Genomic DNA, 26,976 nt, shown 5'->3' with positions numbered 1-26,976 from the left:
CATGCCTGCGTCGACTGCCAGCGGTGACTACACACTCGGCTCCAACACGGAGGTCGGCCGACTATGCGCGGTGATGCTGCACCGCCCCGGCGACGAACTGCTGCGCCTCACCCCGCGCAACAGCGACCAACTGCTGTTCGACGGTTTGCCCTGGGTCGCACGCGCTCAAGAAGAGCACGACGAGTTCGCGGCCGCACTCACCGCGCGCGGCGTCGACGTCTTTCTCCTCGGCGATCTGCTCACCGAGACGCTCGATCACAGCGGCGCCGCGCGAATCCAGGGAATCGCAGCAGCAGTGAACTCCCGACTACTCGGACCGCACCTTGCCGAAGAACTGGCCGGGTATCTGCGCGGCCTGCCCGCACCACAACTCGCCGACGTGTTGACCGCCGGCATGACCTTCGACGAGTTGCCGTTGACCCCGGCGGCGGAGTCGGCGTCGCTGGTGCGCCGCATGCACGTCGGGCCGGAGTTCGCCATAGCGCCGCTGCCCAATCTGCTGTTCACCCGCGACAGTTCGTTCTGGATCGGGCCGCGCTTCGCGATCACCTCACTCGCGCTGCCCGCCCGCGTGCGAGAGACCTCACTAACCGACCTGATCTACGCGCACCACCCGCTGTTCACGGGTGCGCGACGCGCGTACGAATCGCAGGTCGCACCCGTCGAAGGAGGCGACGTGCTGCTGCTGGCGCCAGGAGTCGTCGCCGTGGGAGTCGGTGAACGCACCACCCCCGCCGGCGCAGAAGCCTTGGCGCGCAGCCTGTTCGCCGACGGACTGGCCCACACCGCGCTGGCGGTTCCGATCGAGCAGCAGCGCGCATTCATGCACCTCGACACGGTCTGCACCATGGTCGACGCCGATGCCGTCGTGATGTATCCGAACATCCGCGACAGCATGTCGGCATTCACGTTGCGCGACCTCGGCGACGGCGACGTCGACGTGAGCGGGCCGCGCCCGTTCGTGGAGGCGGCCGCGGACGCGATGGGCATCGGCAAACTCCGCGTCATCGACACCGGCCTCGACCCGGTCACCGCCGAGCGTGAGCAGTGGGACGACGGCAACAACACTCTCGCTGTCGAACCGGGTGTCGTCGTCTCCTACAACCGCAACGTCGAGACGAACCGCAGACTCGTCGACTCGGGTATCGAGGTGATCGAGATCGAGGGCCGCGAACTCGGCTCCGGCCGCGGCGGTCCACGGTGCATGTCGTGCCCGCTGTCGCGGGACCCGCTCTGAGGTCGACGATGGACCTCGCCACACGGCTCGCCATCGACCACGACTCCGATCGCGCACCCTTCGAACAGGTCCGCCTCGGCGTCATCGACCTCATCACACGGGGCCAACTGCTTGTCGGAGAACGGCTTCCGACGGTGCGCGCACTGGCCGCCGACCTCGACCTCGCCCCCAACACGGTCGCGAAAAGCTATCGCGAACTCGAGGCCGCCGGGATCATCGAGACCAGGGGCCGACGCGGAACATTCATCAAAGCCGGATCGAACACGACGCTCGACGACGCCCAGCGCGCCACCGTCGACCACGTCGCCGCGCTGCGTGCGATGGGAGTCGACGACGCCACGATCGTCGACCTGGTCACGCGGGCCGTCGGCGGCGACGAGCATCCCGCTGGCTGAGCGGCCCCCCGCTGGTTGAGCGCCCCGCCGCTGGTTGAGCCTGTCGAAACCACCCCCGCCCGCGCGTCAGCCCCAGCTAGGCAGCCAGATCTGTTGGTGCCATTCCTCGGGCGAGATGGGACTGGCGGTCAGGATCGGCCACAGCCAGGCGAAGTTCGCGACGACCAGCCCGATATAGATCGCGACGACGATGATGCCGAGAACCTGCCGTTCCGGCCGGGGTCTGGTCGGCGACGATCTGGTGGCTCGCAGTATGTCGCCACAACACAGGGCCAGGCCCATCACGAGGAACGGTGCCAGGACCGTCGCGTAGAAGAAGTACATCTGGCGGTCGAGTTCGGCGAACCACGGCAGAAAGCCCGCGCCGTATCCGACGATCACCGCGGCGTAGCGCCAGTCGCGTCGGATCAGGAAGGCCCACAACCCCCAGAGCAGCATCGGAAGCGCGAGCCACCACATTGCCGGTGACCCGATCAGCATCTGGGCGCGGACACATTGGCCGCCGCCACATTGGTCGGGTCCGTTCTCCAGCGCGTACAGCATGGGGCGCAGGCTCATGGGCCACGTCCACGGCTTGGACTCCCAGGGGTGGTGGTTACCGGCCGAGTTCGTCAGACCGGCGTGGAACTTGAGCACCCCGGCCTCGTAGTACAAGAGCGAACGCCACGCGCCGGGCACCCACGCGTACGGTCCGTCGGTTCCGATCGTGTTGCCGACCTGGTAGCGGTACACCGACGTCTCGCTCGTGAACCACGGGACGAAGCTCGCGAAGTAGATGGCGATCGGCATCACGACGAGGCTCGCGACGCCGGGCACGGCGTCGCGAACCAGCGCGCCCGCCCAGGGGCGTCGAACGTGATAGGCCTTGCGCGCCGCGACGTCGAATCCGATCACCAGCAGGCCGAAGAAGATGATGTAGTAGATGCCCGACCACTTCGTCGCACACGTCAGCCCGAGCATCACCCCCGCGGTGAAGCGGTACCACCGGAAGCCCAGGCGAGGTCCGAACTGTGAGTCGTTGATGCGGCCGTCGAGGTAGGCGTTGAACATCCGCTCGCGTACCTGGTCGCGGTCGCAGATCACCGCCGTGAATGCCGCGACCACGAACAGGCACTGGAAGATGTCGAGCATGCCCATGCGTGACTGCACGAACAGCACGCCGTCGCAGATCGCGAATACCGCGGCGATAGCTCCGATGAGTGTCGACCGTGCCATTCGACGCACGACCCGGTAGATCATCACCACGATCGCGACGCCCGCGACCGCGGACATGACCCGCCAACCGAGCGGACTGTATCCGAACATCCACTCGCCGACGGCCAACAGCCACTTGCCGGCCGGTGGATGTACGACGAGTCCGTAGGCCGGATTGTCCTCGATCCAGTTGCCGCCGGTCAGCACCTGCCAGCCCTGCGGAACGTAGTGCTTCTCATCGAAGACCGGTGTGCCCTGGTCTGTCGGGTGGTTCAGCCCCCAGAAACGGGTGGCGGTGGCCACCAGAGTGATGATCAGGCCGACGATCAGGCCACGCGTCCGGTCGGGTGCGCCGAAGAGTGGCACCTCGATTTCGGGGTCGGGTCGGACCCGCGTCGAACGCAGCGCGGCCACCTTGAGCAGGCGTCCGCGAGCGGGTGTCGGATCGACGGCGGGCGCAGCGATGGGTCCGTCGACGATGGTCACCCGGACCATCGTAATGTCCCGCTCGTACAGTGATTCGCATGATTCCCGCTCCGGACGCGTCCGACACCGACACGGGCAACGGTCGACTCGTCCTGGCCGCGACCCCGATGGGTCAGGTCGACGACGCGTCGTCGCGTCTGCGGCACGCGCTCGCGACCGCCGACATCGTGGCGGCCGAGGACACCCGACGCACTCGCGCTCTGGCCCAAGCGCTCGACGTGACGATCACCGGAAACGTCGTCAGCTACTACGACCAGGTCGAGGCGGCACGGACCCCGGCGCTCCTCGACGCGATCCGCGCCGGAAGCACAGTGCTACTGGTCACCGATGCCGGCATGCCATCGGTCAGCGATCCGGGCCACAGGATCGTCGCAGCATGTGCGGCGGCGGGTCTGCGGGTCACCGCGCTGCCCGGACCGTCGGCGGTGACCACTGCGCTCGCGGTCTCCGGCCTACCGTCGGACCGCTTCTGCTTCGAGGGTTTCGCGCCACGCAAACATCAGGCACGGCTCGACTGGCTGACCCAGTTCGTCGACGAACCGCGCACCGTGGTCTTCTTCGATTCACCCCACCGCCTCGCCGACACCCTCGTCGACGCCGTCGACGTTCTCGGACCCGATCGCGAGGCGGCGGTGTGTCGGGAACTGACGAAAACGTACGAGGAGATCCGTCGGGGCCCGCTCGCCGACCTCGCGCAGTGGGCGGCCGAGGGCGTCCGTGGCGAGATCACCGTCGTCTTGGCGCCGGGGGAACGTCGGGTACCGGCCGTCGACGACCTCGTCGAACAGGCCGAACAGCTCGTCGCGGGTGGTCTACGACTCAAGGAAGCCTGCGCGCAGGTCACAGAGGGTACGGGCGTGTCGCGGCGGGACATCTACGAGGCGGTACTGGCCGCACGCACCGAGACGGACTAGCGTCGCAGGTCACCGAGCTAACCGGGACTGCTGGACAATCAGCCGACCGTTAGTCGGGGACGACGGTCAGCGTCACGTCGGTGGCAAGCCGGTACGGCCGACTGGCCACGAGGGTGCCGACGGCCCGGCGCAGGCGCGACATCTCGGACCGCACCGACACCTCGTGGGTCGCGTCGCCGAACAGCATCTTGCTCAACTCCGCAGACGTGAGGCCCGCACGCCCGGCGTCGGAAAGCAGTAGCAGGATCTGCGCGTGACGTCGCGTGATGACGATGGTGATGTGGTCGGGACCGTCGGTGACATGAATCGACGGTTCGCCGCGGAGGTCGAGCTCGATGAGAATCGGACCCGGCGGTCCTGCCGGGCGTACCACCCAGCCGCCGACGATGCGCTCGGCGACGCACACACCGAGCCCCGTCACGAAGCGCAGCTCACCGTCGCTCGGTGGGGCGATCCTGGTCGGGGCGATCACTCCGCGGCTGTCTGCGACGAGACCGTCGTCGTCGACGAGTAGCGCAGCCTTGAAGGCGGACAACGTCTTTCCGCCGGTCTCACGCAACGTGCTCAGTCTGCGCTGGTGTTCGTCAGAGACGTCGCGGGCGCAGAACTCGGCGACAGACGCTGCAAGCATGAGCGTCGCGGGCTGGACGGCATTCATCTGCCCTCCGAAGGCAATCACCCCGGCGACGTCGCCGGTGACCCGATCGAGGACGGGAGCTCCCGTGCAGTACCAGTCGCCCAGTGCCTTCGCGTAGTGCTCGGCGGGGTAGACGCGCTGCGGTCTGGGGTCGGCGAGTACCTGCCCCACCACGGTCGTTGCGGCCGATTCTTCATCCCAGCGCGCACCCTCGGTGATGTGCAACCCGTGCGCCGCGTCGCGGAGTCGGGAATCGGCTTGTCCCCACAGCATCACGCCGTCGGCGTCGAACATCCCGAAGACTAGCTCGGACTCGTCGGCGCTTGCCTCGACGATCGCCCGGGCTGCCGTCGACGCGTGCCGAAGCGGACTCTGTTCACGGCGACGGTCGAGTTCGTCGGCATTGACCAGTTCGGGTTGATGAGTGTCGCGTCGGTGTCCGCGGGCGCGGGCGCGCAGCCACGATTCGAGAACTGATGTCGGGGGCGTGTAGTTGTCCGGATAGCGGTGCTGAGTCTGTGTGGAGCCCGCCGCGTCAGCGTCGAGTGATTCACTGATGATCGAGGCTCGGATATCGGCGAGGTCGGTGGTGATCTCGGCGGCCTGCTGGACGGTCGCGGCCCAATTCATATCGATAACGTTAGCCGAGCACACTCGGTCGCGCGTTGATCACACTTGCGGCTTTGTCGAGGCATTCCTGCCATTCACGATGCGGATCCGAATCGGCGGTGATGCCGCCACCGACGCCCAGCGCCATCGAGCAGTCGGGTGCGATCTCGACTGTCCGGATCGCGACGTTGAGATCGAGCAGGCCTGCTGGACCTGCCAATCCGACTGCCCCGCAGTACACCCCGCGTGGGTCGCGCTCCCAGTCGGCCAGCAGTTGCATTGCCCTGAGTTTTGGAGTTCCGGTGACCGAAGCCGGAGGGAAGGTGGCATCGAGTAACGCTACGTTGCCGATCTCCGGCGGCAGTTGTGCCCCGACCCGCGAGACGAGGTGCCACACGCCCGGCGCGCCGACGACCTCGAGCAGCCTCTCGACGCGCACAGACCCGGTGCATGCCACACGACCAAGGTCGTTGCGCACGAGGTCGACGATCATGATGTTCTCGGCGATGTCCTTCGACGACGCCGCCAGTACCGTCGGGTCGTCGCCCGCGGCGATCGTGCCCTTGATGGGTGCCGACCACACACGCTCGCCACGTCGGGACAGGAAGGTCTCGGGGGAGAAGCTCGCCACTGCGCCCCAATCACCCTGTAGGAAAGCAGATTTGGCGGGTCGGGTGTGCGACGCGAGATCTGCGAAGAACCCGCACGCAGATCCGGTGAGCGTTCCGGTGAATCGGGTACACAGGCATGCCTGATAGATCTCACCGGCGCTGATGGCCTCGAGACAGTGTTCGATCGCTGCCAGGTGTGGTCGAGGGTCTGGCGGTTCCCACCGGGTCGACCACCCTCGGGTCGAGTCGTCGACTTCCGTTGCGGCATCGGCCAATACCTCGCGCACCCAGTCGGGCAGCCCGGTGCCGGAGGCGCTGACGTGCTGCCAGCGCCCGTCCCTGAGTACCAGGAGGTGGTCGGTCTCACCACCGGCGATCGTCGGCAATGCAGATTCGACGCCGCGCACCGGAAAACCCAGGTATCCCAACCAGAATCGGTCGGGACGATCGGGCGGTGCATGACCTGGGCGCAACTCGATCGACGGCGCGATGACCGCGTCGGCGTCCCACCAGTCACCCACAAGGGCTGCGGGAGGCGGTGATCCGCGACGCGCGGTCGTTACCTGCAGCGTGCGCAGCAGGTCCGTCGCGGTCGGGGTCAACGCGTCACCGCACACCGGCTCACGCGTCGCGGCGCGGGAAAATCACTGTGGGCTTGGGCAATTGGGTTCCGGGCGTGAGACGGTCGTCGACGGTTGTGAACTGTCGATCGTCGCCGACAGCCAGTAGGTCGAGCAGCGCGTTGCACGACGTCGGCATGACCGGCTGCGCCAGCAGTGCGACGACGCGAACCACCTCTGCGCACACGTAGAGCACGGTGCCCGTCCGCTCGAGGTCGGTCTTCGCGAGCTTCCACGGTTCCTGTGCCGAGATGTACCGATTGGTCTGCGCCAGCACCGACCACAGTGCCTCCAGTCCCAGATGGATCGCCTGCACGTCGAAGTTGTCGCGCACGCGCGGCAGCAGTTCGGTTGTGGCGTCGAGGATCTCGGAGTCGGCGTCGGTGTAGGCGCCGGGGGTCGGGACCGCACCGTCGAAGTACTTGCCGATCATCGACAGCGTGCGCTGCGCGAGGTTGCCGAACTCGTTGGCGAGGTCGGCGTTGACGCGTGCGGTCATGCTCTCGGCGGAGTACGAGCCGTCCTGGCCGTAGGGCACCTCGCGCAGCAGGAAGTAGCGGAGTTGGTCGAGGCCGAACTCGTCGAGGAGGCTCTCCGGATCGACGACGTTGCCGAGCGACTTGCTCATCTTCTCGCCCTTGTTGAACAAGAAGCCGTGCGCGAAGACCCGCTTGGGCAGTTCGATTCCTGCGCTCATCAGAAACGCCGGCCAGTAGACGCAGTGGAAGCGGATGATGTCTTTGCCGATCACGTGCAGATCGGCGGGCCAGTACCGCTCGAACGTCGCGGCGTCGTCGGGGAAGCCGACGCCGGTGAGGTAGTTGGTCAGCGCGTCGACCCACACGTACATGACGTGATCGGGATGCCCGGGCACCGGGACACCCCAGTCGAACGTGGTGCGCGAGACCGACAGGTCGGTGAGGCCGCCCTTGACGAAGCTGACCACCTCGTTGCGTCGGACATCCGGTCCGATGAACTCCGGGTGCGATTCGTACAGTTCGAGCAGTCGATCCTGATACGCCGAGAGTCGGAAGAAGTAGGTCTGCTCCTCGGTCCAGGTCAGGACATGCCCGTTGTCGGAGGCCACGCGCTCGCCCGCGTCGTTGACCGTGGTGTCAGTCTCGGCGTAGAAGGTCTCGTCACGGACGTCGTACCAGCCCGAATAGGTGTCGAGGTAGATGTCGCCCGTGTCGGCCATGCGCTTCCAGATGACTTCCGACGCGCGCTTGTGGTCGTCGTCGGAGGTTCGGATGAAGCGCTCGTAGCTGGAGCCGAGGCGGTCCTGGAGAGCCTGGAAGCGATCGGAGTTGCGCTTGGCCAGCTCCGCCGTCGGGATGCCCTCTTTCTCCGCGGTCTGCTGCATCTTCTGCCCGTGCACGTCGGTTCCGGTGAGGAATCGGACGTCGAATCCGTCGAGACGCTTGAACCGGGCGAGTGCGTCGGCCGAGATGTACTCATAGGCGTGCCCGATGTGCGGTGCGCCGTTGGGGTAGGCGATGGCCGTCGTGATGTAGTACGGACGCCCGGCGCCGTGTGATGTACGCGTGTCGGTGCTGGTCAGATCAGTGGGCATAGTGCCTGCCAGGATACTTGGTCGCCCGACGCCCGAGCGCCCCGCGTCGACCGCGCGCTCGGGGACGGCCGACTGGGCGCTCGAGGCGGCCGACTGGGCGCTCCTGAACGCCGACTGGGTGCTCGAGACAGCCGACTGTGCGCCAGATCGTGCCGACTGGGCGCTCGAGACAGCCGACCGTGCGTTCATCGAGGCCGATCGAAGTGACACGTCCCGTATTCTGACCGCATGGTGATGGCTGATCGACCCGAGGTGGAGACCGCATCCAAGCCCGTCGCGGCGTTGACGATGGTTGGCCTCGGCGAGAGTCTGCTGAACGGTCTCGCGCGAGTGCCCTTCTCAAAACCGTGGAAGGGGCCTGCCGGCTTCCTCGACAACGTCGGCCAGTCCGTCACCAGGAACACCATTCGCGCGTTCATGGGGTACTCGATGGGATTGCCCATCGAGGAGTTCCGTTCGATGGAGAAAGCGCTCGACGACATCTGCAACGTCGTCCTGCCGCCGGTCATCGAACTCGCGGGCAAGGTCGACATCTCCGAAGACGAGATCAACGGCGTGTCGGGAATCTGGTGCCGTGCCAAGGCCAGCAGCGACGAATTCGTCGACGACGACGAAACCAAGGAATCCATCGGGGCAACTGTTCTGTACCTGCACGGTGGTGGATACATCGGTACGACGCCGATCATGTACTCGGCATTCGCCGCAGCGCTGGTTCGGATCACCGGTTTCGAGATCTTCATCCCGGACTACCGAATGGCACCCGAGTTCCCCTTTCCCGCAGGAGTTCTCGACGCCGCCGACGTCTACCAGGGCCTACTCGACCGGGGAATCGACGCCGATCACCTAATGGTGGCGGGAGATTCCGGCGGTGGTGGTCTCGCGACGTCGTTGATCAGCTATCTGCACAACCAGGGCATGCCTCGGCCGGCGGCGCTCGCGCTGTTCTCGCCCGAGATCGACCTCGACCTCGACAACGCCTCGGTGACCGAGAACGCCAAGTACGACATCCTGCCGTGGAGCATCCCGGTCACTCCCTACCTGCACGGCGTGCAGCCCAACGACGTCAGGGTGTCGATCGTCTACGCCGAACCGAGTCCCGACTGGTTTCCCCCGACGTTCGTCTGCTGGGGCGAGTACGAGATGTTCCGCGACGGCATCCGCGACTTCGTCGGGAAACTCGAGGCCAACGGTGTCGGCGTGTACGGATACGAGGGTCGCGGAATGTTCCACGTCTTCCCGATCCTGATGCCGTGGGCGGAGGCGTCGAAAGACGTTCTGAGAGAACTGCGGACGCGCATCGCGCGCAACATCAAGGCTGACCCGGAGGCCAAGCCGACGCACTGAGGCGTCGGGCTCGGCCACCCGGGAGTCAGTCTCGGTGATACGGCTCGCAGCCCACCGGCGCCTTCGGTGGCTCGCGATGTTCGATCTCCGCGATGTCGCGCGTCACCGGGTGCTCCGCGGTGAGCGTGAACTTCTCACCGTGGTGCGCGAGGTCGATCTTCGGACCGGAGAGCAAGCGGTACGTCGCGGTCTTCTTGTCGACGGCGACGACGATCTTCGAATCCCGCACCGTCATACGGAAGGACATGTAGGTCAGTCGCGGTGGGAGCCGGGGCGCAAACGTGATGTGGCCACCGAAGTCGCGCATGCCGCCGAATCCCGCGACGCAGTCCATCCACGCACCCGCGAGCGCGGCGATGTGCAGACCACTGCTGACGTTGCTGTGCAGGTCGTGAAGATCGGTGAAGACCGATTCGGCGAGGAGGTCGTAACTGAGGTCAAGGTAGCCCACCTCGGCAGCCGTGACGGCCTCACAGCACGCCGACAGCGAGGAGTCGCGAACGGTGAGCGGATAGTAGTAGTCGAAGTTGCGGAGCTTCTGTTCCTCGGTGAACGCCCGGCCGAACATGTACATCGCGAACACGAGGTCGGCTTGCTTGACCACCTGTTTGCGGTACAGGTCGTAGTACGGGTAGTTCAGCAGCAGTGGGTATTTGCCGACCGACGCCGCGAAATCCCACGCGCCGAGCAGAGTGAACGCCTCGCACTGCTGGTGGACTCCCAGTGCGTCGTCGTACGGGATCGTCATGTCGTCGGCGCACGATTCCCAGTGCGCCGCTTCAGCATTCGTCACGCCGTACTTCTGCGCGAGATCGGGGCGGCGATGGACCCAGGCCACGCCGTCGCGAAGTGCCAGTTGCGCAGCGAGATTGGTGAACACGTTGTTGTTGACGACGGCGGTGTACTCGTCGGGTCCGGTCACACCGTCGAGCCGGAAGTGTCCGTTGACGTCGTGATGCCCGAGGCCGGCGAAGAGACGGGCGATCTCGACGAGAAGCTCGACGCCGCACTCGGTTTCGAACTGTTCGTCCTCGGTGGCGCGCATGTAGCGTGCGGTCGCGTTGGCGATGTCGGCGCTGACGTGCACACCCGCGGTACCAGCAGGCCAGTAGCCCGAACACTCGTCACCATTGATCGAGCGCCACGGGAACATGGCGCCGCGCTGTCCGAGTTCTGCTGCGCGTGACTTCGCCTTGTCCATCGTCGAATGGCGCCAACGCAATTCCTCACCTGCTGCCGCCGGCACGGTGTAGGTCAGCATGGGCAGGATGAAACTCTCGGTGTCCCAGAAGGTGTGGCCGTCGTATCCCGGTCCGGTGAGTCCCTTCGCCGGGATCGCGCGTGACTGTCCGCGCGCACCGGCCTGCAGCACGTGGAAGAGCGCGAAGCGCACCGCCTGCTGAACCTCGGGATCGCCGTCGAGTTCGATGTCGGCGTCGCGCCAGAAGTCGTCCATGTAGGCGGTCTGCATCGCCTTCAACGATTCCCAGCCGGTCTCCATTGCCATGGCGAGTGCGGCGTCGACCTGCGCACGAAGCGCGGGAACCGACCGTCGCGCCGACCACCCGTATCCGATGTACTTGGTCATCTTCAACGACGTTCCTTCCGGAACGTTCGCCGCGATGGTCAGCCGGGCCAGATCGTCGTCGGCACGGATGAAACTGTCTGCCGCGCCGGGGAAGTCGATCTGATGATCCATGCCTGCCGCCATGTGCAACCCGGACTGTTTGGTGTGGTGCACCAGGATGCCCCAGTAGTTGCGACACGTTGCGAGGTCGGAGACCAGTGGCGACTCAAGTGCTGCGGCGAGTCGGGGATCGTTGCCCGGCACCGGAACCGGCTCGTTGGCGAGCAGATCGGACTGCAGCACGATCTTCATGTCTTCGCCGACGGGCTCCACTTCGTAGTGGATCGCGGCGATGGTGCGTTTGGTGAACGACACAAGCCGCTCGGACTTGATACGCACCGTGCGGCCGGTCGGCGAGGTCCAGAGAGTGTTGCGACGCAGCGTTCCGGTACGGAAATCGAGTGTCTGCGAGTGTTCTTCGGTGCGGCCGTATCGCAGATCCATCGGCTCGTCCTCGACGAGGAGGCGAATGATCTTGCCGTCGGTCACATTGACGACGGTCTGGCCGGATTCGGGGTAGCCGTAGCCGCTTTCGGCGTACGGCAGATCCCGCAGTTCATAGAAGCCGTTGAGGTAGGTGCCGGGATGGTCGACCGGCTCACCCTCTTCGAAGCTCCCACGTAGTCCGATGTGGCCGTTGGACAGGGCGAACAGCGTCTCGTTTCGCCCGAGCTTCTCGAGATCGACTCCGCGCCAGTGCAACTGCCACGGATCGATGTCGAATCCGGTGGTCTGTTCTGTGGTGCGGCTCATGCGGGGATCAGCTCGTCGAGATCGTTGACGACGATGTCGGCGCCCGTGGTGCGCATCGCCTCAGCCTGGGTGCCGCCGACTCGGTCGATACCGACGACGTAGCCGAAGTGGCCTGCCACGCCTGCCTGTACACCTGAGATCGCGTCCTCGAAGACGGCTGCTGCCGTCGGTTCGACGCCCATCAATTCTGCCCCCAAGAGAAATGAGTCGGGCGCGGGTTTCCCGCGCAGTCCACGTGCGGCCGTTTCCTGTCCGTCGACACGCACTTCCACGTACTTCGACAGTCCTGCAGCGTCGAGTACGGCCTCTCCGTTCTTCGACGATGTCACCACTGCGATGCGTAGCCCGGCTTCCTGGGCGGCCTGCAGATAACGCACCGACCCGGGATAGGGATTCACGCCGTCACTGGAGAGTTTGTCCAGGAACATCGCGTTCTTCTCCGAGCCGATTCGCTCGGTCGTCGCCTCATCGACATCGTCGATGCCGCGTGACGACAAGAACGCGCGCACACCGTCCTCGCGTGGACGACCGTCGACGTAGTCGAGGTAGTCCTGTTCGGTGAACGGCACGAAGTCGTCGCCGTCGCGGTCACGTAGGAAGTCGTCGAAGGCGGCTTTCCACGCAACGCGATGTAGGACGGCGGTACTCGTGAGAACACCGTCGAGGTCGAATAGGGCGACCGAGATCTGTTCTGGCAAACCCAACACGTCCGACACGCTACCCGCCTGGGGAGTTCACGGCGCGGTATGCGCACAGACCACACGTCGAGCCAGGCGCGTCGCGCCAGTGCCCGGCGGCGCGAGATCCGTCGTCGCAAATCGCTGGACAACCCTCGGTCGCGGCGGCGAGCATGGGTTCATGTCTTCAGTGCAGCAGTCCCGACGTTTCGCCCAGGTCGACGTGTTCAGTTCGAAACCGTTGCGCGGCAACCCCGTTGCCGTCGTGGTCGATGGAGACGGGATCTCCGACGATGAGATGGCGGCATTTGCTCGCTGGACTAATCTTTCCGAGACGACGTTCATCCAGTCTCCGACCGACCCCGCCGCCGACTATCGACTGCGCATCTTCACTCCCGGTGGCGAACTTCCTTTCGCGGGACACCCGACGCTCGGGTCGGCGCACGCGTGGCTCGCCGTGGGCGGATCGCCGCGCGGCGCGAACGTCGTTCAGGAGTGCGGCGTCGGACTGGTCACGATTCGTCGTGACGGCGATCGGCTCGCCTTCGCGGCGCCCCCGCTGCGCCGATCGGGTCCGGTCGACGACGCACTCGTCGACGAGGTCCTTCCGTCCCTCGGACTCTCACGTGAGCACGTCCGCGCCGCGGAATGGATCGACAACGGCCCGCCGTGGTTCGTGCTCGAACTCGACTCCGCGGAACGGGTGCTCTCGGCGACACCCGATCTCGCTGCACTGGGGGCGCACGACGTCGGCCTCCTCGGACGCTACGAGTCCGGACACCCCGACGACCCGGACGTCGAGTTCGAGGTGCGCGGCCTCGCGGGCGGCGAGGCCGTCGGCGAAGACCCCGTCACCGGCAGTCTCAACGCGGGGATCGCGGTGTGGCTGCGTTCGAACGGCCGCGTGAGTGCGAGCTATGTGGCATCGCAGGGCACCGCCGTGCAGCGTTCGGGACGAGTCCACATCGACGACGACGGTGAGCACATCTGGGTCGGCGGGCAGTCGACGACGGTCATCAGCGGGACCGTCGATCTCTGATGGCTGCTTTCTGCTCTCTAGCTCTCCGGCGGGGTCGCGTCCGCCACCTTCTAGAGTCGAGTCCATGACGGAGGGTGCAGACACTTCGGCCGGCACGCAGCCGGTTGGAGAATCGACGACCGAGAGCGCCAAGGCCGCAAAGAAGCGTCGACGCCGCGAGCCGCCGCCGGACCCGACGCCGCTCTACGGGCTGATCGACGCGCACACGCATCTCGCCGCGTGCGGCGGGCGTTCGCCGGAGACCGTTCGTGCGATCGTCGACCATGCCGAAAGTGTCGGCGTAGAGACGATTGTCACAGTTGCCGACGACATGGTCGACGCTCGGTGGGCCGTATCGGCGGCGGACTGGGATGGCCGGGTCTACGCGGCAGTCGCGCTGCACCCGATGCACGCGGGCGACCTCGACGACGCGACCTCGCGTGAGCTGGAGCAGATGGCGCAGCATCCGAGGGTGGTGGCGGTCGGCGAGACCGGTCTCGATTACTATTGGCCCGCCCGGTCCGACGACTGTGCGAAGCCCGAGATCCAGCACGAAGCCTTCCGCTGGCACATCAGGCTCGCGAAGAGCATCGGTAAGCCGTTGATGATCCACAACCGCGAGGCCGACCGCGATGTGCTGGACATCTTGGTTGATGAGGGCGCTCCCGACACCGTGATCATGCATTGCTTCTCCGGTGACCAAAACGTTGCACGCGAGTGCGTCGAACGAGGCTACTTCCTCAGTTTCGCGGGCACTGTGAGCTTCGCCAATGCCGCGTCGCTGCGAGATGCCGCACGCGTCGTGCCGGATGAGTTGCTGCTCGTCGAAACCGACGCTCCGTTCCTGACGCCGGATCCCTATCGGGGACAACCCAATCAGTCGTATTGTCTGCCGTACACGGCAAGGTCGTTGGCGTCGACGCGTGGAGTCGACGCCGAATCGTTGGCCAGGACGCTCGGCGAGAACGCGCGACGCGCCTACCAGCTACCTTTGCGGTAATCGCCCCGTCTCGTTATCGTATTGTGATCCCGCGTGATGGTGGGCGTCGATTGATCGGATGATTCGGTCTTTCTTCGGGAGTGATCTCGGGGCCACAGTGCCCCTGCTACTCGCTCCTGCGACGCCCGACGTGGGTTGACTCTGTCGCCGATCAGGATGCTTGGACCTTGTCTGTACTTGCGAGAATTCACAACTCAGAATCGATGCGCGCTCGCGTGGCCGTTGGTGCCGTGCTCGCCACCCTCGCCGCCGGTGGCGTCGCGGGCGTTGCGATGCACAAGAACGTGACGCTCGACGTCGACGGTCACACCATGAAGGTCTCGACCATGGCGATGTCTGTTGATTCGGTGCTCCGCTCGCAGGGGTACACCCCGGCCGAAGGCGACCAGGTCAGCCCAGGAGCAGATTCCGGCTTCGGCGACGGCTCGACGATCACCATGAAGCGACTCAAGACCGTCGTCCTCGATGTCGAGGGTCAAAAGCAGCAGGTGAAGACCACCGCGGTCAAGGTCGACGAGCTTCTCGCCGAGAAGGGACTCGCTCACGGCGAAGACCAGACCAACTTCTCTGCCGGCGGAGCCATCCCGGTCAGCGGTGCCGTCGTCGACGTCACCCTGCCCAAGGCCGTCACTGTTGTCGACGGCGGAGTGCGGTTCAACACCACCGTGCCCGCTGCGACCGTCGCCGACGTTCTCACCGCGACCGGCAAGCCGCTGTCCGACGAGGACAAGGTCACTCCGGCTGCGGACACCAAGGTCGCGCCGAACATGGTCATCGACGTCACCCGTATCCGGACCGAGCGGGACACCGTGCTCGAAGACGTCGCCCCGCCGGAGATCAAGCAGGACGATCCGACCCTCATCCGCGACAAGAAGGTCGTCGTGAAGGCGGGCAAGCCGGGACGCGCAAACGTCACCTACAACGTCACGATCGTCAACGGCAAGGTCGTCAAGCGCGACAAGCTCTCCGCAGACCAGCTCGCTGCTCCGATCGCCGCAACCGTCAAGATCGGCACCAAGGAAGGCGCGCCCGACGTGCCGTCGGGTTCGGTCTGGGACCGTCTCGCGCAGTGTGAGTCGACCGGAAACTGGGCCATCAACAACGGCAACGGCTTCTTTGGCGGCATCCAGTTCGACCAGAACACCTGGGATCGCTGGGGCGGCCAGGAGTACGCGCCGCGCGCCGACCTCGCCACGCGTGAGGAACAGATCGCGGTTGCCTCGAAGACCCAGGCAGCGCAGGGGTGGGGCGCTTGGCCCGCCTGCTCGTCGAGTCTGGGCCTGCGCTGACAGACGACGCCGAATCGCCCGCTCCGCGGCTGCTCGGCCCGGCACAGATCCGACGCCTCGCCGCGGAGCTCGACGTTCGTCCGACCAAAACACTCGGACAGAACTTCGTCCATGACGCCAACACGGTTCGACGCATCGTCGCAGCGTCGGGTGTCGGACCTGACGACACCGTCCTCGAGGTCGGACCAGGCCTCGGCTCACTGACGCTCGCGCTGCTGGGCACCGCGGGACGGGTCGTCGCCGTCGAGATCGACCCGAAACTCGCTCAACGGCTCCCGCACACCGTCGACGAGTTCGCTCCCCAGCGTGCCGACTCACTCGACGTCGTCACCGCCGACGCACTGGCCGTGACCGCCGACGATCTGCCGGTGACCCCCACCGCGCTCGTCGCGAACCTGCCGTACAACGTTGCGGTGCCCGTGCTGCTGCACCTGATGACCCAATTCCCTTCGATCGCAACGGCTCTCGTCATGGTGCAGGCCGAGGTTGCCGACCGCCTCGCGGCAGGCCCCGGCTCCCGCGTCTACGGTGTGCCGAGCGTCAAAGCACGATATTTCGGAGACGTGGCCCGCGCAGGTGCCGTGGGACGTAACGTCTTCTGGCCGGAGCCCAAGGTCGAGTCGGGTCTCGTCCGCATCACCCGTACGGACCCGTACGTCGATGAATCAGCCACCCGCGCACAGGTTTTCGCCGTCATCGACGCCGCCTTCGCGCAGCGCCGCAAGACGATGCGGTCGGCGTTGGCCACCTGGGCGGGATCGCCCGCCGAAGCCGAACGACGACTCCGCGCGGCGGGCATCGACCCACAGATCCGCGGCGAGAAGCTCGACGTCGGCGACTTCGTGCGCCTCGCGGGCGTCGAGCCCGCCTGAACTGCCGACTGGGCGCTGTATACCGTCGACTGGGCGCCCTATACCGTCGACTGTGCGCTCGAGACTGTCGACTGGGCGCTCGAGACTGTCGACTGGGCGCTCGAGACTGTCGACTGTGCGCCCTATACCGCCGACTGTGCGCTCGAGACTGTCGACTGGGCGCTCTATACCGTCGACCGGGCGCTCACCCCGCAGCTGACCGCAGCTTCGCGAGCAGTGGCTCGGCGGCTTCGTCGAAGAATGCCTGCTGCGAGTCGGCGCCGATCTGGATGAGCGCGACGTCGGTGAAGCCCGCTTTCCAGTAAGCGCTCACAGCCTCGACTATCGCGTCGAGGTCGGGTCCACACGGAATAGACGCCGCGACGTCGTCGGGTGTGACGTACTTCGTTGCCGCGGCGAATCCTGCAGTGGTGCGCAGGTCGGCGTTGACGTCCCAGCCGCCGCTGAACCACCGAAACTGTTCGTGGGCGCGCTTTTTCGCGACGCCTGCGTCGGGATCCCAACAGATCGGGATCTGGCCGATCGCGCGTGCGTCCGTGCCGATCGTCGGAGCGTCGTCGACCTCGTTCCACAGCGAGATCAGCGACGCCTCCGGCTGTACTGCGATGAGATGATCGGCGATCGGCGCGAACTGTCCGATGCCGCGCTCACCTGCGACTGCGACACCGATCGGCACGCCGTCCTCGGGGACGTCCCACAGCTTCGCGGAATCGACCTGAAAGAACTCGCCGCGATAGTCGAGCAGTCCGCCGTCGAGGAGTGCTCCGATGATCTCGATGCCCTCCACGAGCATCTCCTGCCGGTCACCGACCGACGGCCACCCCTTTCCGACAGCGTGCTCGTTGAGGTTCTCGCCGCTGCCGAGGCCGAGCGTGAACCGTCCTTCGGCGAGAATCTGCAGCGTCGCGGCCTTCTGCGCGACGACGGCCGGGTGGTAGCGCATCGTCGGACATGTCACGTAGGTCATCAGCCCGACGCGCTCGGTCGCGTGCGCGATGGCACCGAGCACTGTCCACGCGTAAGGCGCGTGTCCCTGCGCCGACAGCCAGGGAGAGTAGTGGTCGCTGGATACCTCGAAGTCGAAGCCCGCGGCTTCGGCACTGACCGCGTCCCGGACGAGTTGTCGGGGCCCGGCCTGCTCGGTCATCAAGGTGTAGCCGAATCGAATTGCCATGTCGTGAACTCCATCGGTCGCGAACGTCGAGACTCTGGCAGGAGAGATGGCCGCTTGCTGGACCCGGAGGAAGGCGATGAGACCGACGCATGTGGCGCAGGACCGGATCGCACCCGCCTCGACAACACATCCGCCTCGACATCGACGCTACGCTCATCGATTCGTCACACCGGCTGTCGAGCCGTCAGCACCTCTCCCGGCTCCTCGCCCAGACCCTCACTCGGACCGCAGTCCATTACGCTGGAACATTGTGTCTCCTACGTCGTTGTCGGTCGTGTCCGACGCCGTGCGTGTGCGGGTGCCCGCGAAGGTCAACCTGCACCTCGGCGTCGGACCGTTGCGTGCCGACGGCTATCACGATCTCGTGACCGTGTTCCAGGCGCTCTCGATCTACGACGACGTCTCCGTTGCCCCGGCGACAACGCTGAGTGTGTCCGTGACCAGGGACAGCGGCAGGGGTTCCGGCTCGCGCGATGTCTCCGACATTCCAATCGACAACACCAACCTTGCTGCACGCGCGGCCATCGCTCTCGGTGAGTACGTCGGCAGGGAGCCCGCGGTCTCGATCGACATCGTCAAACGCATCCCGGTAGCGGGTGGCATGGCGGGTGGCAGCGCCGACGCCGCGGCAACTCTCGTCGCGTTGGCAGCGCTCTGGAAGCTCGACATCGACCGCGCGGAACTCGTCGAGCTCGCCGCGGGCCTCGGCAGCGACGTCCCGTTCTCGTTGCGCGGCGGCACGGCACTCGGTACCGGCCGCGGCGAGCGACTCGTGCCCGTCCTTGCCCGCGGAGATCTGCACTGGGTGTTGGCCCTCGCACGCGACGGACTGTCGACACCAGCGGTCTATCACGAGCTGGATAGATTGCGGGACAACGGTTCTCACGATGTCCCCGAGGGCGACGTCGACCCGGAGACCGCGCACCCCGACGCCCTGATCTCGGCGTTGGCATCCGGCGACGCCAACGCTGTCGCCTCCCACCTGCACAACGATCTGCAGCGCGCCGCACTGAGTCTGCAGCCGACGCTGCGTCGAACCCTGCGGGCGGGGGTCGACGCCGGGGCGCTCGCCGGAATCGTCTCGGGCTCTGGACCCACATGCGCGTTCCTGTGCGCCGACGACGTGTCGGCGGTCAACGTCGCAGCCGAACTGTCGGGCGCAGGTGTCGCCCGCGCGGTTCGCACCGCGAGCGGACCTGTCCCCGGCGCACGCGTGACCGATGAGTGACGTGTCGATGAGCGACGCCCAGCCAAGCGATCGTCGACGCCACTCCGCTGTGCGAATGCGATACGGGCGGCGCGGTCTGGCGCGTGGTGTCGGTGTACTGCTCGCCGCGGTCGTGTCGGCCTCGGCGAGCGTGATGCTGGCACCGCAGGCCGCCGCCGAGGATCTCGTGCCCGGCGGGACCGTCATCACGCGCGAGCGGGTGCCCGCCGAACAACTCCCGCCGGGCGCCGCAGCGGCCGAGCGCGTCGAATACGTCACACGCGACCAGACCGGACGCAGCGCGCCGTCGTCGGGAATCTATTGGATTCCGCAAGGCACGCCGCCTCCCGGCGGGTGGAAGATCGTCTCGTGGGCTCACGGCACCACCGGAATCGGCGACTCCTGCGCGCCGTCGAAGACCAAGACGGGGTCGGGAGTCGACGCCGCCGTCATCGCCGCGCTGAAGGCGGGATATGCGGTCACCGCCACCGACTACGCGGGCCTCGGCACGGCGGAGCAGACGGAGTACCTCGGTGGTCGTGCCGCCGCGCACTCCGTTCTCGACATGCTGCGTGCGGCGCGGTGGGAAGAATCCCGGTTGAGCAACGACTGGGTGTCGATGGGCCATTCGCAGGGCGGACATGCCGCACTCTGGGCCGGCCACATGGCTGCTTCGTATGCCCCTGAACTGCGGTTACATGAGGTTGTCGCCGCTGCGCCCGCGTCGGGGATCGAGTCGGTGTTCAGTGCGTTCACACCCAACGTGCCGAGCCTCGGCAAGGGAAATATCGTCGGCGGGCTGCTGTTGTTCATCCTCGCGGGCCTCGACCACGCCCGCCCCGATCTGAACGTGCGCGATCATCTGACCGATACGGGGGAGAAGTACCTGGAACTCGCGCACCAGAAGTGCTCCGGCGACTTCTCCGATGCGCTGCGCTCGGTGTCGCCGGGGTCGCTCGTGGCGCGCGCGTTCACCGACAAGGCATTCACCGACGCGCTCGCGGACTACACATCGGTTCCGTCCAACGACTGGCACGTGCCGATCCGGATCGACCACGGCCTGTTCGATCCTGTTGTGCCATACGTACTCTCGGCCTCACTGGTGCGTCGCTTGCGCTCGGCGGGCGCCGACGTCTCGTTCGTCACACACCCGCGTGCAGATCACACGAGCGTCGTCGAACAGTCCCTCGACGACGAAATGCGCACTATCGGGCAGGCGTTCGGACGCGATTAGGCCTGCCGGCAGGGCACGGGGCCACAGACGGCCACGCCGACCTGCGCCGCGCGCATTGGTAGCCTCGACCGGTGTCACCTGCCAATCCAACCGCGCTGATCAACGCCGACCGCATCAGTAAGAGCTACGGGATCAAACCGCTGCTCGACGAGGTGAGCCTCGGCGTGCACGAGGGTCAGCGCATCGGTGTCGTCGGACTCAACGGCGGCGGCAAGACCACGCTCCTCGAGATCCTCGGCGGCGTCACCGAACCCGACGCCGGGCGTATCTCGCAGACCGGCGGCATCCACGTCGCAGTCGTCACGCAGCGCGGTGAACTACCCGCAGGCGCAACAGTTTCCGACGTCGTCGTCGGCGACGATGTGGAAGTCCACGAGTGGGCAGGCGATGCGCGAGTGCGCGGCGTCCTCGCGGGAATCGGTATCGACGGCCTTCTCGATCGACGCGTCGACGAGCTCTCCGGCGGGCAGCGGCGTCGCGTCGCGCTGGCGGCCGCGCTGGTCACCGACTCCGACGTGCTGATCCTCGACGAGCCGACCAACCACCTCGACGTCGAAGGCGTGCAGTGGCTTGCCGAGCACCTCGTTTCTCGACGCGGCGCGCTCGTCGTCGTCACCCACGACCGCTGGTTCCTCGACACCGTCGCCACGCGCACCTGGGAGGTGCACGACGGTCAGGTCGACGAGTACGAGGGCGGCTACAACGACTGGATCTTCGCGCGCGCCGAGCGGGCACGACAAGCCGACGTCGCGGAGGAACGTCGCCAGAATCTTGCGCGCAAAGAGTTGGCATGGCTGCGGCGCGGACCGCAGGCGCGTACCTCCAAACCTCGGTATCGGGTCGAGGCGGCCGAGAAGTTGATCGCTGACGTCCCGCCACCGCGAGACTCGGTGGCGCTCTCGGCATTTGCGCGACGCAGACTGGGTCGCGTCGTGATCGAACTCGAGGACGCGCACATCGAGACACCTCCGAGCGACGACGGCGCGCCGGGCCGGGTCCTGCTCGACGACCTCACCTGGCGACTCGCGCCAGGCGAACGTGTCGGTCTCGTCGGGGTCAACGGCTCGGGTAAGACCACATTGCTGCGGGCGCTGGCCGGTGAGGTCGACGTCGAGCCAGGGCGTCGGGTCGAGGGACTGACAGTCAGCATCGGTTGGCTCAAACAGGAACTCGACGACCTCGACCCCGACCAGCGGGTGCTCGACGCCGTGGAGTCGGTGGCAACGCGAATCACGCTGGGCGACAAAGAGATCTCGGCCAGCCAGCTCGCCGAGCGACTCGGTTTCTCGCCGGCACGCCAGCGCACCCCAGTCGGGGATCTCTCCGGCGGCGAGCGGCGTCGACTCCAGTTGACCCGCATCCTGATGGGCGAACCCAACGTGCTGCTACTCGACGAGCCGACCAACGATCTCGACATCGACACCCTGCAACAACTCGAGGACCTGCTCGACAACTGGGCCGGAACCATGGTCGTGATCAGTCACGACCGCTACCTCATCGAGCGCATCGCCGACAGCACGTGGGCTCTGTTCGGCGACGGCAAGCTCACCAATCTTCCCGGTGGGATCGAACAATATCTGCAGCGGCGCAAGGAGATTGCGGCGAGCAGCTCCGGCGACAACCGTTCTGCGGTGCTGTCGGGCGTGGCAGACAAGGCACCGGTGTCGACAGGGGAGGAGTCGGCGGTGACGGCCGGCACCTCGCAGCCCGCCGCGCCTTCGTTGAGCGCTTCGGAGCACCGCGAGGCGCGCAAGGTGATGAACCGACTCGAGCGGCGGATCGCGCAGCTGGACGAGCGGGAGGCGAAGCTTCACGTCGAATTAGCCGATGCGGCAAGCGATCCCGAGCGTCTCGTGACTCTCGGCGCGGAATTGCGCGGCGTCGTCGACGAGAAGGAGACGGCCGAGATGGAGTGGCTCGAAGTCGCCGAGCAGCTCGAATAAGTTTGCGAGAGTAGTTATTTGCGCGTAGTCAGCGGCGGATCGCGCCGTTGACAAGTGTCGCGACACCGATCGACCCCGCCTTGTTCAGGTGATAGGGATACGCGATGCGATTACTCAGACTCGACTCGTACCATGACGTGAGACCGCACGGATCATGGCCTGCCGACGCACGATTGACGTCGACGAACTGTCCGTCGATCTTCGCGGTGGCTCGTGCGAGAGCACGGTTGGCCCGATCGAAAACCCCGTGAAGCCACCGCACGTCTGGATCGCTGATCGGTACCAGCGGCCAGCAGCCGTGCGAACCCATGAAACCGCCGATACCCACGACGATGATCTGAGCGTGTGGGGCTTTTCTGCGGATGGCGGCGAGCGCCGGTGTGACCGCGTTCTCCATGACGGCGATGCGGTTGACGGCGAGCTGCGCCAGCCCGCGGTTGGAGCGGCAGTGTCTGTCGCCGAACGGCGAAGTGCCGCAGGGTCCGACGATGCGTCCCCACGCCATGTCGTTTCCGCCGATACTCACGGTGACGACCTGCGCATCCGACGGGACTGACCACACCTGGGGCGGCTTGTACCCACCGCTGGTCTGCTGGCCGACGCGGTAGAGATGCTCGGCCAACGCGCCCGAGCAGGAGATGTCGATGAAGCGTCGCGGCAATGTCAGCGCCGCGACCACGGTCGGGTAGTTCAGTGCCGAGCGTTTGCATCCTCCGAAGTAGCCGGGTGTCGGAGTGAAGAAGCTGCCCGAGGCGCGTGAATCGCCCAGCGCCACGTACGGCCCGCCCGAGTAGCGCACCGGTGTGCTGCCGGGATCCGCGCCGGCTCGCGAGGACGTGAATCCGCCGCTGGCCAGCAGGATCGCAGTGCACAGCACCACGAGCGCGATCGCGACGATCGGCCGTCGTAGGAACCGCTTCAGATCAAGCCCATCAGGTTGCACAGAATGAACTTTAGGTTGTCTCGCACACATTTTTGGTATGCGGTGTGAATCACATATCCGTGAGTAGAGTGATCCGCGGCATGTGCGAGCTTCCAAGGAAGGGCAGTGAGCGATGACAACCGTGTCAGAATCTTCGACGTCGACGCGTGACGAGTTTCCCGACGTCGAGTTCGTGACTACCGATCCCGACCGACCACCCGTAGCGGTGATCGACCGGAGTCCGATGACACCCGCGAAGAAGGCGATCTTCGCGGTGATCGGCCTCCTCGGTGCCATTGCCTGGGTGGTCATCGCCCTCGTCCGTGGCGAATCGGTGAACGCGGTGTGGTTCGTCATCGCGGCGCTGTGCACCTACGTCGTCGCGTATCGCTTCTACGCTCGGCTCATCGAGATGAAGGTCGTGAAGCCGCGCGACGACATCGCGACTCCCGCCGAGGAGTACGACAACGCTCGCGACTACATGCCGACCGACCGTCGGGTGCTGTTCGGTCACCACTTCGCGGCGATCGCCGGAGCGGGACCACTTGTCGGGCCGGTGCTGGCCGCGCAGATGGGCTACCTGCCGGGCACGATCTGGATCATCATCGGCGCGGTGGTCGCCGGATGTGTGCAGGACTACCTCGTGCTCGCGATCTCGACTCGACGTCGAGGACGCAGCCTCGGCCAGATGGCCCGTGACGAACTCGGGTCCGTCGGCGGCACGGCCGCGATCGTGGCGGTGCTCGTCATCATGGTCATTCTGATCGCGGTGCTCGCGCTCGTCGTCGTCAACGCACTGGCCGAGAGTCCGTGGGGTGTCTTCTCGATCGCGATGACCATCCCGATCGCGCTCTTCATGGGTGTCTACCTGCGATATCTGCGGCCGGGCCGGATCAGCGAGGTGTCGGTGATCGGCGTCGTGCTGCTCCTGTTGGCCATCGTCGCCGGCGGGTACGTCGCCGAGACGTCGTGGGGGCAGGACTGGTTCAGCCTCTCGCCGGTGGTGCTCAGCTGGGCGATCATCATCTACGGCATCGCAGCGGCCGTGCTGCCGGTCTGGTTGCTGCTCGCTCCGCGCGACTACCTGTCGACGTTCATGAAGGTCGGCACCATCGCGCTGCTTGCCATCGGAATCCTGGTGGTACAGCCGGTCATGAAAGCCCCCGCGGTCAGTGAGTTCGCGTGGAACGGAAACGGCCCGGCGTTTGCCGGTGCCCTGTTCCCGTTCCTGTTCATCACGATCGCCTGCGGCGCGCTCTCGGGCTTCCACTCGCTCATCGCGTCGGGCACCACCCCCAAGCTGCTGGCCAAGGAGGGGCAGGCTCGGATCATCGGCTACGGCGGCATGCTCACCGAGTCCTTCGTCGCGATCATGGCGCTGATCACCGCATGCATCCTCGATCAGCACCTCTATTTCGGCATGAACGCACCGAAGGCGCTCACTCAGGGAACCAATCAGGGAGCTGCCGACTACGTCAACGGCCTCGGACTCAGCGGAAAGCCGGTCGACGCACAGTATTTCGCCGACGCCGCACAGAGCGTCGAGGAGAAGTCGATCGTCTCCAAGACCGGCGGTGCGCCGACCCTCGCGATGGGAATGTCGGAGACGCTGCAGCGTGGGTTCGGCGGAGAATCGTTGCGCGCCTTCTGGTATCACTTCGCGATCATGTTCGAGGCCCTGTTCATCCTCACCACGGTCGACGCCGGGACCCGCGTGGCGCGGTTCATGCTGTCCGACGGTATCGGCAACCTGCCGGGCGCTCGTCGTTTCAAAGATCCGTCGTGGCGCCCCGGAGCGTGGGTGTGCACCCTGATCGTCTGTGCCGCATGGGGTTCCATCCTGCTGATGGGTGTCACCGATCCACTCGGCGGTATCAACACGTTGTTCCCGCTGTTCGGCATCGCCAATCAGCTGCTCGCCGCTATCGCGCTGACGGTCGTGACGGTGGTCTTGATCAAGCGGCGCCAGTGGAAGTGGGCGTGGATACCCGGTGTGCCGTTGGCATGGGACCTCATCGTCACCATGTCGGCGTCGTGGCAGAAGATCTTCTCGTCGAATCCGGCCATCGGCTACTGGGCGCAGCACCGGGCATTCGTGAACGCCAAGGACGACGGTCTGACCACGTTCAAGACCGCCAAGACCATCTCGGAGATCGACGCGGTCATCCGCAACACATTCATTCAGGGAACACTGTCGATCATCTTCGCCGTGCTCGTGTTGATCGTCGTCGCGGCGGGCCTCTGGGTCGCGGTCAAGGCCGTGCGCGCGGGCGGACTACCCACCACCGAAGAGAAACCCGTTCCGTCGAAGATCTTCGGGCCGCGCGGACTGTTCCCAACACGCGCCGAGAAGGCGGTGCAGCGCGAATGGGACGAATATGATGCCGCGCACGGGATTTCAGCTCGAAGTAGCGGACACTAGAAGGCGATGACATGAAGACCGGCCTCACCCACGCCCTGACCTCGGTGCGCTGGTACGTGCAGAGCGTCATGGGCGATCGAGACTACGACCGCTACCTCGCACACCACGCATCGGAGCACGGGACGTCGGCTCCACTGACCGAGCGCGAGTACTGGCGACAACGCTTCGCCGACCAGGACCGCAACCCGCAGGGGCGCTGCTGCTAGGCGGAGATGGGGAGCCCCGCCCCAAATGTGTGTCCAATTGAAGGATGTGGGCGCTGCAGCACCCACATCTTTCGATACGACACACATTTAGGAGCGGGGGGCTCGTATGGGCGGGTGATCTCGACAAGCTCGATCAGCGGAGCGGGGCTCGATCGGCGGGCAGAGGCTCGATCAGCGGGCAGAGGCTCGATCAGCGAGTGGTTGCCCGGTCGGCGGAGTCGACCCTGTCCGCGAAGTCGTCGATGAGCCCGGCGGTGAATTCCGGCTGGATGAGTGGGAACAGGTGCATGGCCCGCGGTACGACGACGAGGCGTCCGTCGGCCGCGGTCTCGACGAACCTCTTCTCGTGCAGCCGGAACTGGTCCCACGCGCCGTTCGCGAACAGCGTCGGTCCGGGATAGGCCGCGACGGCGGCGAGGGCGTCGAAGTGGAGCACCGCGTCGACGACGTCGCGGATCGAATGCAGCGCGAGCCCGCCGGCCTCCATGTCGTCGGACACCTCCCGGCCGACGGCGATGCGCGTCAGAACCCTGCTGACCTGGGCGGCTTCGGATGGAAGGACGCTGGTCGCCGCGCCGAAGAGGCGAAACGGCGCGGCGAGCAGGCCACTCGGCTGCGCGGTTGCGCACAGCACACCGAGGCCTGCGACGCGGTCGGGATGTCTCGCGGCCGTCGCCATCGCGACGTAGCCGCCCATCGACATTCCGACGACCAGCGCTGAGCCGCCGACCGAGTCGATCGCGTCGCCCACCGCGGCGACGGCTCCGTCCAACGTGAACGTCTCATCGGCGCGTGAACCGTGGCCAGGCATGTCGGGGCACACCACCTCACGGTCGGCGAGCGAGCCGGCCACACGTCGAAAGGTCTGTCCGCTCACGCGCAATCCGTGCACCAGAACGATCGGTGTGCGTGCTTTGGTGGGGGGAGAGTCGGTGGCAGCGCTGTCGGTGCTCATCGAAAGTCAGTATCCACAAAGAGTTGCGTGGGATCCACAGGTACAAAAATGCCCCCG

At 66.1% G+C, this 26,976-nt stretch carries 23 protein-coding genes; 14 read left to right on the top strand and 9 right to left on the bottom strand.

Annotated features, from left to right (window positions below; all coding sequences use genetic code 11):
- Position 1 precedes the first annotated feature (1 nt).
- Both ACRVY7_RS02125 and ACRVY7_RS02120 read left to right on the top strand, forming a co-directional pair.
- The gene (locus tag ACRVY7_RS02125) at positions 2–1,237 is read left to right on the top strand and encodes an arginine deiminase (RefSeq protein ID WP_431815817.1); all 1,236 of its coding nucleotides are present in this window, start codon (positions 2–4) and stop codon (positions 1,235–1,237) included.
- An 8-nt stretch (positions 1,238–1,245) separates the two neighbouring features.
- Positions 1,246–1,632 (top strand): GntR family transcriptional regulator, encoded by a 387-nt coding sequence (locus ACRVY7_RS02120; protein ID WP_431816376.1) that lies wholly within the window; start codon positions 1,246–1,248, stop codon positions 1,630–1,632.
- A gap of 66 nt (positions 1,633–1,698) precedes the next feature.
- Here ACRVY7_RS02120 and ACRVY7_RS02115 read toward each other — a convergent pair whose 3' ends face one another.
- Positions 1,699–3,321 carry a dolichyl-phosphate-mannose--protein mannosyltransferase gene (locus tag ACRVY7_RS02115; protein WP_431815816.1) on the bottom strand — a complete coding sequence of 541 codons (1,623 nt, stop codon included), beginning with the start codon at positions 3,319–3,321 and terminating at the stop codon, positions 1,699–1,701.
- A gap of 29 nt (positions 3,322–3,350) precedes the next feature.
- Here ACRVY7_RS02115 and rsmI point away from each other — a divergent pair, with 29 nt between their 5' ends.
- Positions 3,351–4,226 (top strand): 16S rRNA (cytidine(1402)-2'-O)-methyltransferase, encoded by an 876-nt coding sequence (gene rsmI, locus ACRVY7_RS02110; RefSeq protein WP_431815815.1) that lies wholly within the window; start codon positions 3,351–3,353, stop codon positions 4,224–4,226.
- Positions 4,227–4,275: 49 nt separating this feature from the next.
- On the opposite strand, the gene ACRVY7_RS02105 is transcribed toward rsmI, so the two are convergent.
- From ACRVY7_RS02105 to metG, 3 genes are read right to left on the bottom strand one after another with little or no spacing between them, the layout of a single operon-like run.
- Entirely contained in the window at positions 4,276–5,493 is a 1,218-nt protein-coding gene (locus tag ACRVY7_RS02105) for a GAF domain-containing protein (RefSeq protein ID WP_431815814.1), read from the bottom strand.
- Between the two features lie 10 nt (positions 5,494–5,503).
- Positions 5,504–6,685: an aminodeoxychorismate synthase component I gene (locus ACRVY7_RS02100; protein ID WP_431815813.1), complete on the bottom strand. Its 1,182-nt coding sequence runs from the start codon at positions 6,683–6,685 to the stop codon at positions 5,504–5,506.
- 19 nt (positions 6,686–6,704) lie between these two features.
- Entirely contained in the window at positions 6,705–8,276 is a 1,572-nt protein-coding gene (gene metG / locus ACRVY7_RS02095; RefSeq protein WP_431815812.1) for a methionine--tRNA ligase, read from the bottom strand.
- 1 nt (position 8,277) lies between these two features.
- On the opposite strand from metG, the gene ACRVY7_RS02090 reads away from it, so the two are divergent.
- The gene (locus tag ACRVY7_RS02090; RefSeq protein WP_431815811.1) at positions 8,278–8,511 is read left to right on the top strand and encodes a hypothetical protein; all 234 of its coding nucleotides are present in this window, start codon (positions 8,278–8,280) and stop codon (positions 8,509–8,511) included.
- Positions 8,505–9,620, top strand: coding sequence for an alpha/beta hydrolase (locus ACRVY7_RS02085; RefSeq protein ID WP_049697971.1), 1,116 nt, complete (start codon positions 8,505–8,507; stop codon positions 9,618–9,620). The genes ACRVY7_RS02090 and ACRVY7_RS02085 overlap by 7 nt, the downstream gene beginning before the upstream one ends.
- Before the next feature lie 25 nt (positions 9,621–9,645).
- Here the strand turns inward: ACRVY7_RS02085 and ACRVY7_RS02080 are convergent, their stop codons facing one another.
- Together ACRVY7_RS02080 and ACRVY7_RS02075 are read right to left on the bottom strand one after the other, a co-directional pair.
- A complete protein-coding gene (locus ACRVY7_RS02080; RefSeq protein WP_049697972.1) occupies positions 9,646–12,000 on the bottom strand; it encodes a glycoside hydrolase family 65 protein in 2,355 nt (784 codons plus the stop codon).
- A complete protein-coding gene (locus ACRVY7_RS02075) occupies positions 11,997–12,707 on the bottom strand; it encodes an HAD family hydrolase (protein WP_431815810.1) in 711 nt (236 codons plus the stop codon). The genes ACRVY7_RS02080 and ACRVY7_RS02075 overlap by 4 nt, the downstream gene beginning before the upstream one ends.
- A gap of 151 nt (positions 12,708–12,858) precedes the next feature.
- On the opposite strand from ACRVY7_RS02075, the gene ACRVY7_RS02070 reads away from it, so the two are divergent.
- The 4 genes from ACRVY7_RS02070 to rsmA all read left to right on the top strand — a co-directional run bounded on the left by ACRVY7_RS02070 (position 12,859) and on the right by rsmA (position 16,856).
- Positions 12,859–13,716, top strand: a complete 858-nt coding sequence (locus ACRVY7_RS02070; RefSeq protein ID WP_431815809.1) for a PhzF family phenazine biosynthesis protein — start codon at positions 12,859–12,861, stop codon at positions 13,714–13,716.
- A gap of 64 nt (positions 13,717–13,780) precedes the next feature.
- The gene (locus tag ACRVY7_RS02065; RefSeq protein ID WP_431815808.1) at positions 13,781–14,695 is read left to right on the top strand and encodes a TatD family hydrolase; all 915 of its coding nucleotides are present in this window, start codon (positions 13,781–13,783) and stop codon (positions 14,693–14,695) included.
- A gap of 203 nt (positions 14,696–14,898) precedes the next feature.
- Positions 14,899–15,984, top strand: coding sequence for a resuscitation-promoting factor (locus tag ACRVY7_RS02060; RefSeq protein WP_064869476.1), 1,086 nt, complete (start codon positions 14,899–14,901; stop codon positions 15,982–15,984).
- Positions 15,948–16,856 (top strand): 16S rRNA (adenine(1518)-N(6)/adenine(1519)-N(6))-dimethyltransferase RsmA, encoded by a 909-nt coding sequence (rsmA, locus tag ACRVY7_RS02055; RefSeq protein ID WP_431815807.1) that lies wholly within the window; start codon positions 15,948–15,950, stop codon positions 16,854–16,856. The genes ACRVY7_RS02060 and rsmA overlap by 37 nt, the downstream gene beginning before the upstream one ends.
- Before the next feature lie 184 nt (positions 16,857–17,040).
- Here rsmA and ACRVY7_RS02050 read toward each other — a convergent pair whose 3' ends face one another.
- A complete protein-coding gene (locus tag ACRVY7_RS02050; RefSeq protein WP_431815806.1) occupies positions 17,041–18,030 on the bottom strand; it encodes a TIGR03557 family F420-dependent LLM class oxidoreductase in 990 nt (329 codons plus the stop codon).
- A 250-nt stretch (positions 18,031–18,280) separates the two neighbouring features.
- Here ACRVY7_RS02050 and ACRVY7_RS02045 point away from each other — a divergent pair, with 250 nt between their 5' ends.
- From ACRVY7_RS02045 to ACRVY7_RS02035, 3 genes are all read left to right on the top strand, one after another.
- A complete protein-coding gene (locus tag ACRVY7_RS02045; RefSeq protein ID WP_431815805.1) occupies positions 18,281–19,258 on the top strand; it encodes a 4-(cytidine 5'-diphospho)-2-C-methyl-D-erythritol kinase in 978 nt (325 codons plus the stop codon).
- Positions 19,259–19,313: 55 nt separating this feature from the next.
- On the top strand, positions 19,314–20,471 hold the full coding sequence (locus tag ACRVY7_RS02040; protein WP_431816375.1) for a lipase family protein: 1,158 nt from the start codon (positions 19,314–19,316) through the stop codon (positions 20,469–20,471).
- 71 nt (positions 20,472–20,542) lie between these two features.
- Complete coding sequence (locus tag ACRVY7_RS02035) at positions 20,543–22,414, top strand: ABC-F family ATP-binding cassette domain-containing protein (protein WP_431815804.1); 1,872 nt, start codon at positions 20,543–20,545, stop codon at positions 22,412–22,414.
- 28 nt (positions 22,415–22,442) lie between these two features.
- Here the strand turns inward: ACRVY7_RS02035 and ACRVY7_RS02030 are convergent, their stop codons facing one another.
- Entirely contained in the window at positions 22,443–23,294 is an 852-nt protein-coding gene (locus ACRVY7_RS02030; protein WP_431816374.1) for an SGNH/GDSL hydrolase family protein, read from the bottom strand.
- Positions 23,295–23,469: 175 nt separating this feature from the next.
- On the opposite strand from ACRVY7_RS02030, the gene ACRVY7_RS02025 reads away from it, so the two are divergent.
- Both ACRVY7_RS02025 and ACRVY7_RS02020 read left to right on the top strand, forming a co-directional pair.
- Positions 23,470–25,758: a carbon starvation CstA family protein gene (locus tag ACRVY7_RS02025; RefSeq protein ID WP_431815803.1), complete on the top strand. Its 2,289-nt coding sequence runs from the start codon at positions 23,470–23,472 to the stop codon at positions 25,756–25,758.
- 11 nt (positions 25,759–25,769) lie between these two features.
- Positions 25,770–25,964, top strand: a complete 195-nt coding sequence (locus ACRVY7_RS02020) for a YbdD/YjiX family protein (RefSeq protein WP_270483158.1) — start codon at positions 25,770–25,772, stop codon at positions 25,962–25,964.
- Positions 25,965–26,154: 190 nt separating this feature from the next.
- On the opposite strand, the gene ACRVY7_RS02015 is transcribed toward ACRVY7_RS02020, so the two are convergent.
- Entirely contained in the window at positions 26,155–26,919 is a 765-nt protein-coding gene (locus ACRVY7_RS02015; RefSeq protein WP_431815802.1) for an alpha/beta fold hydrolase, read from the bottom strand.
- Positions 26,920–26,976 lie beyond the last annotated feature (57 nt).

Source organism: Gordonia jacobaea (assembly GCF_965344965.1).
GTDB classification, from domain to species: Bacteria; Actinomycetota; Actinomycetes; order Mycobacteriales; family Mycobacteriaceae; genus Gordonia; species Gordonia jacobaea.
This window is presented reverse-complemented; position numbering and strand designations above follow the sequence as displayed.

Coding starts and splice junctions, on each gene's coding strand:
- ACRVY7_RS02125 (WP_431815817.1), top strand. CDS start 2: ATGCCTGCGTCGACTGCCAGCGGTGACTACACACTCGGCTCCAACACG.
- ACRVY7_RS02120 (WP_431816376.1), top strand. CDS start 1,246: ATGGACCTCGCCACACGGCTCGCCATCGACCACGACTCCGATCGCGCA.
- ACRVY7_RS02115 (WP_431815816.1), bottom strand. CDS start 3,321: ATGGTCCGGGTGACCATCGTCGACGGACCCATCGCTGCGCCCGCCGTC.
- rsmI (WP_431815815.1), top strand. CDS start 3,351: ATGATTCCCGCTCCGGACGCGTCCGACACCGACACGGGCAACGGTCGA.
- ACRVY7_RS02105 (WP_431815814.1), bottom strand. CDS start 5,493: ATGAATTGGGCCGCGACCGTCCAGCAGGCCGCCGAGATCACCACCGAC.
- metG (WP_431815812.1), bottom strand. CDS start 8,276: ATGCCCACTGATCTGACCAGCACCGACACGCGTACATCACACGGCGCC.
- ACRVY7_RS02085 (WP_049697971.1), top strand. CDS start 8,505: ATGGTGATGGCTGATCGACCCGAGGTGGAGACCGCATCCAAGCCCGTC.
- ACRVY7_RS02080 (WP_049697972.1), bottom strand. CDS start 12,000: ATGAGCCGCACCACAGAACAGACCACCGGATTCGACATCGATCCGTGG.
- ACRVY7_RS02070 (WP_431815809.1), top strand. CDS start 12,859: ATGTCTTCAGTGCAGCAGTCCCGACGTTTCGCCCAGGTCGACGTGTTC.
- ACRVY7_RS02065 (WP_431815808.1), top strand. CDS start 13,781: ATGACGGAGGGTGCAGACACTTCGGCCGGCACGCAGCCGGTTGGAGAA.
- ACRVY7_RS02060 (WP_064869476.1), top strand. CDS start 14,899: ATGCGCGCTCGCGTGGCCGTTGGTGCCGTGCTCGCCACCCTCGCCGCC.
- ACRVY7_RS02050 (WP_431815806.1), bottom strand. CDS start 18,030: ATGGCAATTCGATTCGGCTACACCTTGATGACCGAGCAGGCCGGGCCC.
- ACRVY7_RS02040 (WP_431816375.1), top strand. CDS start 19,314: ATGCGATACGGGCGGCGCGGTCTGGCGCGTGGTGTCGGTGTACTGCTC.
- ACRVY7_RS02025 (WP_431815803.1), top strand. CDS start 23,470: ATGACAACCGTGTCAGAATCTTCGACGTCGACGCGTGACGAGTTTCCC.
- ACRVY7_RS02020 (WP_270483158.1), top strand. CDS start 25,770: ATGAAGACCGGCCTCACCCACGCCCTGACCTCGGTGCGCTGGTACGTG.
- ACRVY7_RS02015 (WP_431815802.1), bottom strand. CDS start 26,919: ATGAGCACCGACAGCGCTGCCACCGACTCTCCCCCCACCAAAGCACGC.